Here is a 16,593-nt window from a genome sequence, read left to right as displayed (position 1 = left end):
GCGAGAGGATGGTTTTGCAATCAGGCTCCTCTCTTACGGAGAAAGGCGAAACATGAAAAGGATGAGACTATGAAAAAGAAAATCATCGGGATCGTTGGAGTCCTCCTCCTCATCTCAGCAGGAGTTCTCCTGGTTCGACACCGGAAGGCCGAACTTGCACAGGTTCCCCTGCCGGCGGAGGTTGTCCCTGCCGTGGAGACGGCGCCGGTCGTGAAAGGGATCTTTCCCGAAACGAAGCGGTTCCTCGGAACACTGTCGGCGAAGGAGGCGGCGGACCTTGCGCCCAGAGTCACAGGTTCCCTTGTAGAGGTCCGGGTTCGGGAAGGGGCGAAGGTGAAGAAGGGAGACCTCCTCGCCCGCCTGGATGACCGGCTTGAGCGGGACAAGGTTGCGGAAGTTCGGGCCGAGCTCGCCGCCGCGCAAACCGCCCTGGTTACGCAGGAGGCGATCTATCGGCGGGATGCCGACCTCTTCGCAGCGAAGGCGATCAGCCGGGAGGCTATGGACCGTTCGCATTCCGTGAGGGATGCGGCCCGCGCGCGGGTGACGGCGCTTTCGCATGAACTTCACACAGCAAAGACAAACCTTTCCTACACCCGTATTACCGCCCCGTGCAATGGGGTGATTACGGCCCGGCTGGCTGATCCGGGGGATCTTGCCGTACCGGGGAAACCGGTTCTCGCGATGGAGACGCCCGATCTCGGCTACTTCGTCTCCGTGAAGGTCCCCCAGGATCTTTTTCCGAAACTCCGGGTCGGCGGCAAAGCCTTTCTATTACCGGGGCTCGACGGTGGACCGAAACTCTCCGCCCGGATCAGCCGGATTCATCCGGCCGTCCGTGCAGGGACCCTTGCCGTTGTGGAGCTTGATGTCATTCCTTCCCCTTTTGGTCTCCCGACCGGCGCTACCCTGGATGTGGATCTTGTCATTCGTCAACATCAGGGGTGGCGGGTTCCTACGCGTGCCCTGCTGGAAAACACCGATGCGGTCTATCTCTACCGGATCAAGGATGATGAAACGATTCACATCGAAAAGATCACACTCCTCTCCCGGGGGCCGGAATGGGCCGTGGTCAGCGGGGCGATCCCGGAGAAGGCCCGGGTCGTGACGGCACAGGAGAGCGCACTCCTCAGGCTCCATGAGGGGGAAACGGTCCGGATTGTTCATTCCCAGGAGTAGCCTCCGAAGCCCCTGGCGGAAACCATCAACCCATACATCCATAAGGTAAAATCATGACAACCCCGCAAGATACCGAATCCAGGAAATCCTTTATCGAGTCCTATCTCAAACGGCCTCATCTGATCACCTCCGTTATCTTGCTGGCCGCGGCCCTGGGATTTATCGGTTTCAAGTCGATGCCGCTGAACCTCTTCCCGGATGCGAACTACCCGGTGATCTCGGTGATCATCCCGGAACCGGGGGCCTCGGCCGAAGATGTGGAAGACAAGGTGACCCGTACCGTGGAGAAGGAACTGGCCACGGTGGACCTGGTTCGTAAGGTCCGTTCCGTCAGCCGGGATGAGATGGCTGCGGTGAGCGTGGAATTCGAGTATGCAAAGGGGTTGGATGCCGCTGCCACGGATGTGGCGAATGTTCTGCAGCGGATTGCTTCCAAGCTTCCGCAGGATATCCTCCCTCCGGAGATCTTCCGGGTGAGTGACGCCACCACGCCGGTCTTCACCCTGGCCCTAAGCCCTCGTCCGGGGAGCCATCTGGATCTGGAAAAGGTTCGTCAACTGGCTGACAATGAGATCCGTGAAGATTTTCTCCGGATTCCGGATGTGGCCGACGTTGAAATCTTCGGCGGTTACTTCCCGGAGATGGAGGTCGAGATCGATCCGAGGAAACTTCATGCCCATGGCCTCTCCCTCGAAGAGGTGCTCCTGTCCATCCGGGCCCAGAACGTGAATATCCCTGATGGACTGATCCTCCGGAAGGGGAGCCAGTTCCTGGTCAAGACCGAGGGGGAACGTCTCCGAAAGGCCGGGCTGGAGGAGATTGTGGTCGGGCATGAGGTCGGGGGGGAGATCCACCTCCGGGACGTGGCGAAGGTCCGGACCGCCTTCCGGGAACGGCAATCCCTCTACCGGGGGAACGGAAGGGCTGCGATCGGGATGAACATCATGCGGCCGGAGCATGGTCACGTTACGACCACGATCGACGCGGTAGAGCGGGCGCTGCCTTTGATCCGGGCCAAATACCCGGAACTCTCCATGGAGGTGGCCGATACGCAGCGGGGCATCATCCGGACCAGCGTGGGGAATATGGCCGATGCCCTGCGGGACGCCGTGCTCATGACCCTGGCGGTGATCTTCCTGATTCTCGCCAACACCCGGATCTCGATCCTTGCCGCCATCTCCATCCCCTTTACCTATTTTCTGACCTTTGCGGCCATGTATCTCTTCGGCTACGAACTGAACATCGTTACGCTGACCGCGGTGATCGTGGCAGTGGGTCTCCTCCTTGATGATGCCATCGTGGTGATCGAAAATATCGAGCGGCATTTTCGCCAGTTGGGAAAACCGATCTACCGGGCGGTGGTGGACGGCCTCAACGAGATCCTCCTGGCCGACTGGGCCGGGACCTTTACCACGGTGATCGTCCTGGTCCCGATCATGTTCAGCGGCGGCTATGTCCAGAGGATCCTGAGACAGTTCACGGTGGTGCTGGCCCTTGCTCTTCTTTCCAGCTATATCGTGTCCGTTACGGTCATTCCTCTGCTGGCCCCTTATCTGGTGCGGTCCTCTTCCGAGAAGACCCGGCTGGAACGGCTCACGGCCCTCTTCGGACGGTTCGTGGTGGATCCGATCCGGGATTTTTTTGCCGGTTTGATCCACACGGCCCTGCGGCACAAGCCCCTCTTCATCTTACCCGTCATTGCACTCTTCGTGGTCAGCATGAAGCAGATGCCTGTGGCCGGACGAGATCTCATGCCCCCCATGGACACGGGGATCATGAAAATCGCATTCGAAACCGAACCGGATGCCTCCCTCGCCGCGACCGAGTCGGCGACGAAGAAGATCGAGGCGATCCTGAAGAAGATGCCGGGGCTGGAGAAGATCTCCACGACGGTCGGCTCCGAGGCGGGGGTCATCAGTTTCGGTACCGGACGAACCCCGCAGCAGGGGATGATAACCGTTCACTTCGTGGACCGCTTTCACAGGAAGAAAACCATCTGGCAGCTGGAGGGGGAGATCCGGAAAGCGGCGGCGGGGATCCCGGGACTCAAGTCGCTGGATGTCTACGATTTCGGGGCTACGCCGCTTTCCTCGATCAGCGCCCCGGTCGATGTAATGATCTCCGGCCCGGATCCCCGAGTTCTGGACTCCCTGGCCGATCAGGCGGCGGCACGGCTCCGCAAGGTCCGGGGACTCACCACGGTCACACGTTCCTGGACCCGAGACAAGCGGCAGCTCCTTCTCACCATCGATGTGGAAAAATCGAGCCGCTACGGCGTGGGCCCCGTGGAAATCAGCCGCCAGCTCACGGACGCCCTCAAAGGCGGGCCCGCTTCGGTGCTGCGGGTCCCGGGGGAAGACGGCTACCTGATACGTGTTCGTTATCCCGAGGGGGCAAGAAACAGCCTTTCCGCCCTCAAGGCCGTCCAGATCGCCACCCCGCTGGGACCGGTGCCCCTTTCCGAACTCGCAACCGTGAAGAAGAGATGGACCCGGACCCGGTTCACCCGTCAGGATCTCGAGCCGACCGTCGATATCTATGGTTACCGGGGAACCACCTCCATCTCACACCTTCAGGAACGGGTCGTCAAAGTCCTTTCCGGCCTTCCCCTCCCGCCGGGATACAGTATCAGCCATGAAGGGGAGATCAAGAACATGACCGAAGCCGGGGTCCGGCTGAAACGTGCCCTCATCCTTGCGGTTATTCTGCTCTTCTTTACACTGGTGCCGACCTTCCGCTCCTGGACGACCCCGGTCATCATCATGACCGCCATCCCGCTTGCCATGATCGGCGGGGTCTGGGGGCTTCTCGTCACCGGGCGGCACGCCTGCATGCCGGCGAACATGGGAATGATCCTTCTGGCCGGGGTTGTCGTGAACAATTCGATCCTGCTGATCGACTTCATCGAGAAAGCCCGGGCCGAAGGTGCGGAGACCCGGGACGCCATCGAACAGGCCGTTCGGGTCCGGACCCGGCCGATCCTCATGACCGCCACCGGAACTATCGTCGGTATGCTCCCGATCGCCGCCGAGCGTGCGCTCGGCCTCGAGAGGCTCTCCCCGCTCGCGGTCGTCGCCATCGGGGGACTCTTTGTGGCGACCTTCCTGACCCTCATCTATGTGCCGATCTTCTATAGTCTGGTGGATGGCCTTCGTCAGCGGGGAAAAGACTGGATTGCAAAACGTCAGACCGCTGCGTCCGTTGCCTCCGGCGCGGAACTCTGATCATCAGACAGGTGTTCGGCACCTCGGAAAAACAGCCTGTCCCTTCTTTCAGAGGTTGCATCCCTCATCGTCTTTGTTCTTCATGACCATATAATAGAGAAGCGGGATGACGATCAGGGTCAAGACCGTCGAGACAAAGATCCCGAAGATCAGGGAGATGGCCAGCCCCTGGAAGATGGGATCGAGGAGGATGACCAAGGCGCCGACGATCAGGGCGAGGGCGGTCAGGAGGATGGGACGGAAGCGGACGGCGCCGGCTTCGAGGACTGCGTCGGTCAGGCTGGCTCCCTCTTCTTTTCTCATCTGGATGAAATCAACGAGCAGGATTGAGTTCCGGACGATGATGCCGGCCAGTGCGATGAAACCGATCATGGAGGTTGCGGTGAAGAAGGAGCCGGTGATCCAGTGTCCCGGCAGGATCCCGATCAGGGTCAGGGGGATCGGCGCCATGATGATGAGGGGGACGACGAAGGAGCGAAACCAGCCGACGATCAGGATGTAGATCAGAACCAGGACCGCGGCGAAGGCGATTCCCATGTCCCGGAAGACCTCGTAGGTGATCTGCCACTCCCCGTCCCACTTCACGGAATAGTGATCCGAGGTCAAAGGTTCCGCCGCATAGTGTTCTGCAATCGGGATTCCGTCGGGCGTTGCAAGCGCCTCAACCTTGTGCCGCATATCGAGAATGCCGTAAACGGGGCTCTCCTCGCTTCCCGCCATATCGCCGGTGACATAGACGACACGTTTCTGGTTCTTGTGAAATATGGTCGGTTCCGTGAATCCCCGCCGCACCTGCACCAGCTCGGACAGCGGAATCAGCTTCCCCCGGCGGTTCATGACCTTGACGGCGGTCAGGTCTTCAACCGAGGATCGCTCCTTCCGGTCGAACCGGAGCCGTATGGGGACCGCTTCCCGCTCCCTGGGGAGATGAAGGAGCCCGACGTCCATCCCGGCCAGGGCGAGACGCAGGCTCTTTGTGACGGCGTTGGGAGAGACCCCGAGAAGGGAGGCCTTTTCGCGGTCGATGACGAACCGGTCCTCCGGTTGCGGATCCTCCTCGTACCAGTCCACGTCCACCACGTTCGGTGTCGAATCGAAGATGTTCCGGATCTCCCTGCCAAGCCTGCGTTGTGCCGCGGGATCGGGACCGTAGACCTCCGCTACGAGCGAGGAGAGGACCGGCGGCCCCGGCGGGACCTCTGCGATCTTGACCCGGGCATTGTACCGTTTCGCGATCCGCTGGATCTTCGGACGGACCCGGACGGCAATATCGTGGGACTGGGCCTTCCGATCATGTTTGTTGAGCAGGTTCACCTGGATCCCGGCCACGTTGGGACCCCGACGAAGAAAATAGTGGCGAACCAGGCCGTTGAAATTGATCGGGGCATGGGTCCCGGTATAGATTTCGTAGTCGGTGACCTCGGGCACTGTGGCGAGATAATCGCCGATCTCCATGCAGAGGGCGGAGGTGGTCTCGAGGGTGGTCCCCTCCGGCATGTCGATGATCACCTGGAATTCGCTCTTATTGTCGAACGGGAGCATCTTCACCCGGACCCTGTGGGCGTAAACCAGAAACATGGAAGCAAAGAGGAGCAGGGTGACCCCGGTCAGGAAGAACCACCGTCTCCACGGATTCCGGACCAAGGGACAGAGAATGGCGTGATAGAGCTTGTAAAGCCGGGTCTCCTTGAGTTCAAAGGTCTTTTCTGCATTGAGGTTTTTTCGTTTGCCGGTCATGTGATAGGTCAGCCAGGGCGTGACGATGAAGGCGATCAGCAGGGAGGTGACCATGGCGACCGAGGAGTTGATCGGGATCGGTTCCATGTAGGGACCCATGAGGCCGGAGATGAAGACCATGGGGAGCAGTGCCGCGATAACCGTCAGTGTTGCAAGGATCGTGGGGTTCCCGACCTCGTCGGTCGCCGTGATCGACGCCTGCAGCGGATCTTCCTTCTTCAGCTTGTAGTGGCGGTGGATGTTTTCCACCACCACGATCGCGTCATCCACCAGGATCCCGATCGCGAAGATCAGGGCGAAGAGGGTGACCCGGTTTAAGGTGTAGCCTAAAAGCATGCTGATGAAGAGGGTCATCGCCAGGGTCACCGGGACGGCTACGGCCACCACCAGGGCTTCGTAGAACCCGAGAAAGAGACCGATCAGGATCGTTACCGAAACCGTGGCAAGGAGGAGATGTTGCATCAACTCGTTCGATTTCTCCTGGGCTGTGGCGCCGTAGTTCCGGGTCCAGGTGACATGGACTCCGTCCGGGATGACCCTTCCCCGGAGTGAAGCCACCCGCGCCTTGACCGCCCGGGCGATCGAGACGGCGTTGGTCCCCTTCCTCTTGGCGATGTCAATGGTGACGGCCGGGAATCTTTTCCCGGCAAAGGCTCCGGCAATCCCCTTCGCCCTTCCCGCCGGACCTGTGCCGAAGAAGAGATAGTCGTCGGGTGCATTGGGACCGTCTTTGATTTCGGCCACGTCCCGAAGATAAACGGGGCGATGGTTCCATACGCCCACGACGACATCGCCCAGGTCCCCGGCATCCCGGAGGAAGCTTCCGATTTCCACCTTCACGGAGCGATCCCGCCGGCTGAAACTCCCGGCCTGCAGGTTGCGGTTTACCTCCCCCAGACGTTGCGCCACGCCGAGGGCGGAGAGACCGTAGGCGGAGAGCCGCTCCGCGGAGAAGAGGACCCGCGCGGTTCTTTTTCGGCCGCCGAGGATCTCCACCTCGGAGATATCGTCAAGCTTTTTGATTTCCACGGCCGTTTCGTCTGCGATCCTCCGGAGTTCATAGCCGTGATAATTTTTCCCCCAGAGGGTCAGCGCGAGGATCGGCACATCGTTGATCGACTTGGGCTTGACCAGCGGTGGGGAGGCCCCCGGTGGGATCAGGTCGGCATTTGATGCGAGTTTGTCGTAGAGCTTGACCAGGGAGTCTTCCACGTTCTCGCCGACGCGGAAGCGGACCGTGACGATGGAGAGACCCGGCCGGGACATGGAGTAAAGGTATTTCACCCCGGGGATCTCCCAGAGCTTCCGTTCCATCGGGGAGGTGATCCGGGATTCGACCTCGGACGGGCCGGCCCCCGGAAAACGGACGAGGACATCCATCATCGGGACGATGATCTGGGGTTCCTCTTCACGCGGGGTCATCATCACGGCCATGCCCCCCAGAAGGAGGGCCGCCAGGATGATCAGCGGCGTCAGTTTGGATTCGATGAAGGCAGCGGCAAGGCGTCCGGCCCCTCCACGTTTCGTCATTGTGTGATCTCCATGCCGTCTTCGATGCGGGCAATCTCGGAGACGGCCACCCGTTCCCCGCCTGCAAGCCCCGACAGGATCTCCACCCGGCCGTTATACTCCTTGCCCGTCCGGACCAGCCGGAAGTGGAGTACCTTCTTTTTGTCCAGGACATAAACCGCCGTGAGCTGGCCACGCGTGAAGACGGCCTCTTTCGGTGCCAGAACCACCTGTCTGCTTCCCACCGGGAAGAAGGCCTTTCCGTACATGCCGGGGAGCGCCTTCCGGGCGCCTTTCAGATCCAGCTTGATCTTCGATGAATGGGAGACCGGGTCCGACGCGGGCTCCATCTCCGCAATCCGGCCCGTGATTTTGTGGTTTCCGAGGGCGGAGACGATAACCGCCACTTTCAGTCCGATCCTGAGGGCGGCAAGTTTCGATTCGGGGACAAAGGTCTCGAACTGGAGGTGGGACGAATCGATGAAATCGAGCAGCGGCCTCCCCGGTGCCGCCTGGTCTCCCACCTCGACATGCCTGCGGGTGATCCGTCCGTTCGCGGGGGCCCGGATCAGGGCGTATCCCTTCATGGCGAGTGCCTCCCGAACCGCCCCGGCCGCCTGTTTAAGCCGGCCGCGGGCAGCGTCACGCTGCAGGGTCGCCCCGTCGAGTTCAAAGCGGGTGGCCGACCCCCTGGAGTAAAGCCTGGAGGTCCTCCCGTAATTTGCCTCTGCATTACGGAGGGCGGCTTTCGCCGCTTCAAGCGCCCCTTTTGCCTGGGCGATCCTTGCACTGATCTCTTTCGATTCGATCCGAAGAAGGATCTCTCCCTTCTTCACCCGGTCTCCCTCCCGGACCCGGATCCGGGTCACGTTCCCCATGACTTTGCTGGTCAGGGTGGACTGTATGGCGGCCCGTACCGTGCCGGGAGCGGTGTAAGTGATGTCGATTTTGCCGAGCCGGGCCACTGCCGTCTTCACCCCCCGGATCATCTCCGGATGTACCGTCCCGGTTTCCTGCGCGGCCTTCTCCCGGCAGCCGAAAAAAGAAAGAATGATCACAAGCGTCGGGATCAAGATGAACCTTGTTTTTTTCATGGGCGATTTCCTTTGATGAACTCGTAAAAAGTCGTTTTCCGGGTTCCGTTCATGGTTCGACAAGCTCACCACGAACGGAATATCAATAACTTACACCGTTCGCCCTGAGTACGCCTGTCCTGAGTCGGCCGAAGGGTCGAAGGGCTTCGTGACTTTTTACGACACCATCTCCTTTGACGGCTTTGTAAAAAATCCATCTGCTTTTATGCCCCCGCTCGGCCGACCGGTGTTCCGTTACAGTCTTCCCAGGGCGAAGTCGAGATGGGTCCGGGAAAGATTGAGATCGTAACGCGCACGGGCCTCGTCGGTCCTTGCCCGGGTCAGGGAGGCTTCCGTATCGAGGAGTTCGGTGATTCGTCCCATACCGTTCCGGTAGCGGTCCTCGACGATCTTCATTCCCGCCTCCGACATTGCGACCGTCCTGCGGGCGACCTCCAAACGCGCCCCGGCCTCCTTCATATTGAGATAGGCCTTTCGGACCTCCATCTCGATCCCCTCCTCGGCACGGGTCACAAGGCTCGACATCCGGGCCGCATCGGCCCTTGCACGTCTCACCCTGGCCCGGCCGGAGAGCCCCTCGAAAAGGTTGATCCCGGCCACGGCCATGACGGACCAGTATTCGCCGTCGCTGCCGAGGAAGTCCCGATCGTTCCGGTCGTAGCGTGCCACGAGATTAATATGCGGCAGGAAGGCCGAACGGGCGACGGTGACCCCCTTCTCTGCGGCCTCTTTCATCCGTTTCAAACCCGCGAGGTCAGGGCGGTGTGCCTCCGCCTCCCGGATGAGTTGCGGCAGTTCCTCCTCCGGCGGGGACGGGGTTGTCTTCTCCTGATCGACCAGTTGGTAATCCCGTCCCTGGTCAACCCCCATGATCCGGTTCAGGTTTGCCAGGGCCAGCTTCCGTTGATTCTTCGCGGTAATCAGGCGGGATTCGACCTCCGACAGGCGGACCTGTGCCCGGAGCAGGTCGGATCGAAGGACCATTCCCTGCTCCAGAAGATCCCGGGCCATTTTCACATGGGCCTCGACCGCTGCCTTCGCTTTTTCGGCGACCTTCACGTAGCGTCCGGCGAGCAGCGCCCTGTAGTAGGCGGTCGTGAATTCCCGGATGACCTGTTGCCGGGTCTGTTCACGTTTCTTTTCCACCGCACCGCGTTGCAGTTTGGAGATCTGGTAACCGGCGCTCAATTTTCCCCCGGTGTAGAGGGGCTGCACCAGGGTCACCTGCGTGTTGTAGTTGGAGATCGCGTCGGGATCGTTCGGGTTGGTCGCTGCGAAGTCGGAGAGGGAGAAACGCTCCTGGGAGAGCTCGGTCCAGAAGACTTCGCCGGGACCGGTCGTCCGGTTGAATGTTTCCGAAAGATCAATCCGGGGGAGGAATCCGCCCCGGGCCTCCCGGACCGCCTCATCGGCCGCATTGAGGGCATACCCGGCGGCTTTCAGCGCCGGATGATTCTTCAGGGTGGTCCGGATTCCCTCGGTTAGAGTGAGGGTCTGCGGCGGGTCTGCGAAGAGCGTGCCCGGCAGAAAAAGCAGGAGCAAGGACAGGGAGAACGCCGTGGTCCATCGGTACGAGCGACACGATTTATCGTCGGCCTCTCTGTATGAAAAAGCAACCATCATCTTCCGTCTCCCTTCCGCATCAATCGACCTCCAATCAAGATGGTCTCGTAAAAAGTCGTTTTCGGATTCCGTTCATGGTTCGACAGGCTCACCACGAACGGAATATCAATGACTTACACCGTTCGCCCTGAGCGTGTCGAAGGGTCGAACGGACTTTTTAAGACTTCATCAATCAATAGCACAGGTTGGAAGGTGTACGCAACTGAAACGCCGCATTTCAGGCCCTGCGCATGACGGAGAAGAGCGCCTTCGGGAAGGGCCGCCGGTTGCCGCGGAAGAGGGACTCCCGGATCTCGAGGATCCGGAACCGCCCCTCAAAAAGTGTACGGATCTCCTCCGGGGAGAACCGATAGGGTCCTTCCTCCCGGGTCTCGAGGCGGCTGAAACACTTGAGCAAGAGGATCCCTTCTTCGCGGAGAAGGCGGTGGACCGTTTCGACATAGACCGGCCTCTCCTCCGGGGAGACGACGTGAAAACAGCCGCGATCACAGATCAGATCAAAGCCGCCGTCCAGGCGGCTCTTTAAAATATCGTCCTGCCGAAAGTCGATCTTCGCTCCCGCCTTGTCCGCCCGGGAGCGGGCCTTGACGATCGCGGTCTCGGAGAGGTCGGTAGCGGTCACCTGGAAGCCGCGTTCGGCCAGGGCGATTGCCTGTGTGCCCGGCCCGGTTCCGTTATCGAGTACCGCTCCGGGCTTGATCTTCCACTCCTCCAGCGCGGCTGCGATGTCGTCATCCAGCGTAGGCCGAAACCACGGCATCGATTCCACTTCTTCCTCTTGATAAAGTTTTTCCCAGTCCGGGAATTCCCGTTTCATCATTAGATTCGTTCTCCTTTAAAGAAACTGCTGAATCATGATCCGAATTGCGATCAGCCAGACAACCCCCCCGAAGATCTGTTTCAGGCGGACCCTGTTCATGGAAAGGGAGATCCGGCTTCCAAGAAGCCCACCCGAGACCGCCGTGATCGCCAGGAGAAGCCCTGTCGACCAGTCAATATAACCGTTCACCGCGTGTCCGGCAAGGCCCGACAGGGCGGTGACGGTGACCATCACCGTGGATGTGGCGACGGCGATATCCATCGGTACGCCGCAGAGCAGGACCATGATCGGCAGTTTGATAATTCCCCCGGTGATCCCCAACATCCCCGACAGGATACCGATCAACGCCGTTGCAGTCAAGACCAGGGGAAGGTTGACCCGGTAGGAAACCCCGTTGAACTCCCGGTGCCAGGACCAGCGGCTCTTTTCCGCCGGGTGTATTCCCCCGCTCTTGGGACGGTTCCGGAACATCAGGGTCCCCGCGATCATCAGGGTCACGGCGAGGCAGACACGCAAGACCGGCTCCGGCACGAGGGCGCTGAAGTATCCCCCAACGAATGCCATCACATCCGTCGGAGGATCGATGACCAGGGCCAGTTTCCAGTCGACCCTCCGGTTGCGGTGAAAGGTGAAGAGGGCCGAAAGCGAGGTCGCCGTGATCAGGATGAGACTGATCGCCGGCGCCTGCTTGAAGGTGAAGCCCGTGAAGAGGAGGATCGGCACATAGAGGATGCCTCCGCCCAGCCCGATCATCGAGAAGAGGGTGGAGATGATGAAGAAGATCAGGGAAAGAAGAAGGGTCTGTTCCATAGAGGGATTCCTGTATTGCAGAAAACCAAAAGGAGGGAAGGCGGATCTTTATCCCCGGTTTCAGGATCCTAAAAGCCGGGCAGGCGCATGATCCTGCCGGTCTTGGTCAGCTTCCAGTAGAGGCCCCAGCTTTTTTTCAGCAGGTGTCCGACAATCGGCAGGGGAACCATGAAGGATCGCTTCGTACTCCGGTGAACGACGGCGGCGCCGTTTCCATAGTCCATGACGCAGAGGATGCTGACGTGGTCGATATAGTTTTCCTCCGGGTCCCGTCCGGCGGCGGCCGCCCGGATATTGGCGGCGGCAACCCGGGCCATGGCCTCGGCGAGATGTCCCTGTTTGGCCCGCCATTTCGGGCCGTCTATGGCGGCGGAATCCCCGACCGCAAAGATCCTCTTCGTGCCTTCGACCCGGCAGGAGGGATCGATCCGGATAAACCCGGCATCATTGAGGGGGAGCCCTGCCTCCCGGAAGAGGGGGAGTCCCGTCCCCGCTGGGATGAAGAGGGTGAGGTCGCTTTCAAGACGCGAATCATCGGCAAAGACGACCCCCCCTTCCTCGAAGCGCGTGATCTTGACGCCGAAACGCCGGTCGATTTTCATCCGGTTGAGGAAATCATAGACCTTCTCCACAGCGCCTTCCCCTAACCGGATCCCCGGTTTCTCCATGGGAGCGAACATCGTCAGGGAGAAGGAGTTCCGCCACCCCTTTTTGACAAAAAAGTGATGGAGGTTGAAAACCTGCTCAAAGGCCGGTCCGCCCCGGACCGCCGAAGGATCTTTGGGGTTGCCGCCGAAACCGACGGCAATCCTCCCGCCTCCCCCGGCAATGAGGGCCTCGACCCGCTTTTTGATCTCAAGGGAATCTTTGGGGCGGCCGCAGATGGAGAGGGTATGTTCCACCCCCGCGGGCTTCATCTTCGCCCCGCCCAGGGCGATCAGCATGAAATCGAAGGAGTCGGTCCGGTCGCCGTCCACCTCGACGCGGCACCCTTCCGGATCGATTCCGGTCACCTTCCCCCGGAGGAGTTTGAACCGATAGCGGGAGGAGATCCGGAGCAGATCGAGACAGGCATCGTCGAAATCGATCTCCCCCGTCGGGATCCAGATGGAAACGGGGTAAAGATAAGCAAAGTCCCGTTCCGAGACGAGGGTTACGTCGAATCCCGCCCGGCTCAGATGGATCGCTCCTTCAACCCCGCCGAAACCGCCGCCCAGTACGAGAACACGGCCTTTCGTCATCCTCCGCTCCTTTCTTCTCATCGGTTTCCGGATTCCCCCGCCCCTTACAGGGCATCCAGGAAGCCCTGCATCTGTGCCGCGACCGGCACACTCATCACCTCGCGGAAGACTCCGCCCAACGCCTCTCCCACCGGGGCCATGTTCACCGTGGCCACGCCGACGGAACCGTCCTCTCTTTCATAGACGGAAATCGTGCAGGGCATGTAGGCCGAGGCAAACCGGGTCTCGTCGTTCCGCAGAAGCTCGGACGCATGTTGCGCGTTGCAGACCTGCATGATATGGACCGGCCGGAGATCGTCCCCGCCGTTTTTCTTCACCGATTTGTGGAGCGGCTTTACATCCGACACCACCCAGTTCGCCTTTTCCACGGCGGACCGGAGTTTCTCCAGGGTCTCGTCGATGCCGACGGGACTCGTCCTTTCCAGAACCATTTCTTCTTTCATAATGATGTTTCCCCTCTCGATGAATGGATTTCAGTGAGCGCACCCGCCGCCATGGTCATGCCCCGTGCAGGTCATGGAGGGATCAATCGGCTTGAGTTGATCCTCCCGGAGCAGATCCAGGTTCTTCCCGATGGTTCCGCCCTGTGCGCGAAAGACCCGGATTCCCATGGACGAAAGCTTGTTGAGCGCCCCGCCTCCGATCCCGCCTACAACGATACAGTCGACGCTTGTGCCTCCGAGAGCGCGTACCGGACTACACTGACCGTGAACATGATTCATGTTCCCGTTCTGTACGATCTCAACCTCCGGTTCCGACGAGCCGCCGGTCCCCTCTTCTACGACGACGAACATCGGTGCGGACCCGAAATGTCCGTAGATACGGCTTTGCAATCCGTTGTTTTCTTTGACCGGAAAACAGATTTTCATGGTTTTTTCTCCTTTTTCTGTTAATCGATGACCTCGCAAAACGTCACAGATCGCCTTTTTGCGAGGCGGGGGAAGAGACTCCTCCCCCGCCATTTGAACCAAGTTCAAATGGTTCCACCCTCACCCCAGACCGGGGCTTACCCGCCCTCGGCCTGTTGATGACTTCTTGCGAAGCCATCAGATTATTTCTCTTCGGATTTCCCGCAGACGACTTCGTCCAGGATAATCGCCTTGCAGCCGGAAAGCGCCTCGGCGCTCTTTCGTCTTGCGGAACTCAGGATCCGCTGAACCGTCCCCCGGGAGACCCCCATCCGCAGACCCGCCTCCTCCTGAGTCAGCCCGTCGAGATCGCAGAGCTTCATCGCCTCGATCTCGTCACGGTACATCCTGATCTTTTCCAGCGCCCCCATCGGCATCCCCGTCGGCTTGAAGGCGCGCCCCTTCAGCTTGCATCCGCAATGACGTATTTTCTTGGGTCTCGGTGACATCGGGAAAACCTCATAATGTGAATATGCACATAACTTAAACCCGCGAAGGATATCTGTCAAGCAAAAAAATGCGGAGCATCGTATCGAGTTCCCCGACCTTTTTCGGGAAGTGCAGAGAAATCCGGAAAAGATTCTCTTTGACAAAGCGCAGGAATTGCAGTATGAATACCCTGAAAGAATAAGTTCCCTTTTCGACCCGTCCGGAACGCTTGGTCACACAACCTGCCGAGGGGACTTGCGGGCTCCTGAGAGTCTTTAATCTTGATATCCCCATTCGACGGGTTGCATAGAATATTGAATAAACGATGAAGCAAATTCAAGATTAAAGACCTGACCCTCTTTGGCTTGACCCTCTTTGGCTCGCTGGTGATGCAAGACGTTCGCTTAGAGAAAAACATGAAATACCACAGAGAAATAAATAAAATTCGAGCTAAAATGGCCAGCAATCCATGGCCCAAATACCTACAATCTATTGAGATAAATGGTATTCGTGGGTGGGAAGGCGAGGAAATAAGGTTCGGTTTCCCTGTTACTGTAATTGCAGGTGAAAATGGAACCGGAAAATCTACAATAATTAAAGCTGCTGCATGCGCCTATGGCAGCCCAGAAGGAAAGAAAAAGACTTATTACCCTTCGGCTTTTTTTCCGGATACACCTTGGGAAAAAATCACAGGCGCAAAAATTAAGTATAAAATTTATGAAGGCGGCAATGTTCGTAATTTTTCATATGGCAAAAAAACTGAAAGATGGAGGCCTTCAGGGCAGAAAAGAATTCGTAATGTTATTATTCAAGACATCTCAAGGACACTCCCTTTGGATGCAACTGTTGGTTATGCAAAAATAGCTAAACAGTCAGTAAATGAAGTATCATCTAGTATGTTATCAGACGAGATAATAAAATATTACTCTAGCATAATTGGTAGAAATTATACTGAAGCAAAATTTTCAATATCTGATATTGATAGAAAAAGAGAGGTAGGAGTTGTATCTTTAAGTGGTACAGAAATTTCACAATTTCATCAAGGTGCTGGTGAAGACGCNNCTCTAGATCTTCTTTCAATACTACAAGATATACCAGATACATCGTTAGTCCTAATTGACGAAGTCGAAGCTTCTTTACATCCTAGATCACAGCGAAGGCTCATACATTTCCTACTATGGCTATCTAGAACCAAACAAATACAGGTAATTCTTACAACGCATAGTCCATATGTCCTGGAAGAGCTTCCGCCAGATGCAAGAGTATTAGTAGAAAGAAAAACATCTGGAATAGAAATACTTTATAATATATCACCAAATTTTGCTCTTAATAGAATGGATGATATTGATGCACCAGAATTGTATATTTTTACAGAAGACAATGAAGCTTTGATACTATCAAGAACAATTTTACAAAATTCAGGTATTGATGTAACGAGGATTTCATTTATAGACATAGGCGCTTCAAATATTGTTAATGCAATAGCAGCTGCAACTTCAAACGAAAGGTTCCCAGTTAAGGCTTTAGCATTAGTTGATGCAGATACAGAACCACAAAATGGGGCAATTAAACTACCAGGTGAGTATTGCCCAGAAAAACAAGTGATTTTAGATGTTCGTAACCAAGCAACTGAGAATCTTGCATCTAGGCTTGAGCTATCTGAAGCATCAATAATCTCAGCAATAGATGATACTATTACAATGCCAGATCCACATGACTGGCCAGAAAATCTATCAAAGCTACTCGGTCAAACAGTCAGCTACATATGGCAAACAATGTGTATTGTATGGGTGAAACACTGTGCTTCTCCAGATGATATCAACCTAATCAAAGAAACAGTAATCGACATGCTAGAACTATAAAAGCGAACGAGTGTGGTCCTGAGTGTGGTCCCGCTCAAGGTACCAGGTCTTTAATCTTGAGCGGGACCAGCGAAGGGTGGCATACACTAACGGGTGCAAGTCCCGTCATGGTAAAAGCCGGAGCCATGTAGCTTGGATGGCAGGGGGCGATGGAAAC

Annotated in this window: 12 protein-coding genes; 3 read left to right on the top strand and 9 right to left on the bottom strand. The window is 57.8% G+C overall.

Going from position 1 to position 16,593, the window contains the following annotated elements; genetic code table 11:
- The first annotated feature begins 69 nt into the window (after nt 1-69).
- Both GXP58_03815 and GXP58_03810 read left to right on the top strand, forming a co-directional pair.
- Nucleotides 70-1,179, top strand: a complete 1,110-nt coding sequence (locus GXP58_03815) for an efflux RND transporter periplasmic adaptor subunit (GenBank protein NOY52731.1) — start codon at nt 70-72, stop codon at nt 1,177-1,179.
- A gap of 53 nt (nt 1,180-1,232) precedes the next feature.
- Nucleotides 1,233-4,403, top strand: coding sequence for an efflux RND transporter permease subunit (locus tag GXP58_03810; GenBank protein ID NOY52730.1), 3,171 nt, complete (start codon nt 1,233-1,235; stop codon nt 4,401-4,403).
- 48 nt (nt 4,404-4,451) lie between these two features.
- Here the strand turns inward: GXP58_03810 and GXP58_03805 are convergent, their stop codons facing one another.
- The 9 genes from GXP58_03805 to GXP58_03765 form a co-directional block, all read right to left on the bottom strand.
- Nucleotides 4,452-7,670 carry an efflux RND transporter permease subunit gene (locus GXP58_03805; protein NOY52729.1) on the bottom strand — a complete coding sequence of 1,073 codons (3,219 nt, stop codon included), beginning with the start codon at nt 7,668-7,670 and terminating at the stop codon, nt 4,452-4,454.
- A complete protein-coding gene (locus GXP58_03800; GenBank protein NOY52728.1) occupies nt 7,667-8,743 on the bottom strand; it encodes an efflux RND transporter periplasmic adaptor subunit in 1,077 nt (358 codons plus the stop codon). Before GXP58_03800 ends, GXP58_03805 begins: the two co-directional genes overlap by 4 nt.
- Nucleotides 8,744-8,977: 234 nt before the next feature.
- The gene (locus tag GXP58_03795) at nt 8,978-10,366 is read right to left on the bottom strand and encodes a TolC family protein (protein NOY52727.1); all 1,389 of its coding nucleotides are present in this window, start codon (nt 10,364-10,366) and stop codon (nt 8,978-8,980) included.
- A 217-nt stretch (nt 10,367-10,583) separates the two neighbouring features.
- The gene (locus GXP58_03790; GenBank protein NOY52726.1) at nt 10,584-11,186 is read right to left on the bottom strand and encodes a class I SAM-dependent methyltransferase; all 603 of its coding nucleotides are present in this window, start codon (nt 11,184-11,186) and stop codon (nt 10,584-10,586) included.
- A 15-nt stretch (nt 11,187-11,201) separates the two neighbouring features.
- A complete protein-coding gene (locus GXP58_03785) occupies nt 11,202-11,996 on the bottom strand; it encodes a sulfite exporter TauE/SafE family protein (protein NOY52725.1) in 795 nt (264 codons plus the stop codon).
- Nucleotides 11,997-12,064: 68 nt separating this feature from the next.
- Nucleotides 12,065-13,237 (bottom strand): FAD-dependent oxidoreductase, encoded by a 1,173-nt coding sequence (locus tag GXP58_03780; protein NOY52724.1) that lies wholly within the window; start codon nt 13,235-13,237, stop codon nt 12,065-12,067.
- A gap of 44 nt (nt 13,238-13,281) precedes the next feature.
- A complete protein-coding gene (locus GXP58_03775; protein NOY52723.1) occupies nt 13,282-13,680 on the bottom strand; it encodes a DUF302 domain-containing protein in 399 nt (132 codons plus the stop codon).
- A gap of 30 nt (nt 13,681-13,710) precedes the next feature.
- Nucleotides 13,711-14,106 (bottom strand): diguanylate cyclase, encoded by a 396-nt coding sequence (locus GXP58_03770; protein ID NOY52722.1) that lies wholly within the window; start codon nt 14,104-14,106, stop codon nt 13,711-13,713.
- A 182-nt stretch (nt 14,107-14,288) separates the two neighbouring features.
- Complete coding sequence (locus GXP58_03765) at nt 14,289-14,594, bottom strand: DUF134 domain-containing protein (protein NOY52721.1); 306 nt, start codon at nt 14,592-14,594, stop codon at nt 14,289-14,291.
- Between the two features lie 396 nt (nt 14,595-14,990).
- On the opposite strand from GXP58_03765, the gene GXP58_03760 reads away from it, so the two are divergent.
- A complete protein-coding gene (locus GXP58_03760; protein NOY52720.1) occupies nt 14,991-16,436 on the top strand; it encodes an ATP-binding protein in 1,446 nt (481 codons plus the stop codon).
- Nucleotides 16,437-16,593: the final 157 nt, after the last annotated feature.

The sequence above is a fragment of the Deltaproteobacteria bacterium genome, from assembly GCA_013151235.1.
Lineage (GTDB): Bacteria > CG2-30-53-67 > CG2-30-53-67 > CG2-30-53-67 > CG2-30-53-67 > JAADIO01.
The sequence above is the reverse complement of the archived record's forward strand: the minus strand, read 5'-3'. Positions and strand labels throughout refer to the sequence as shown.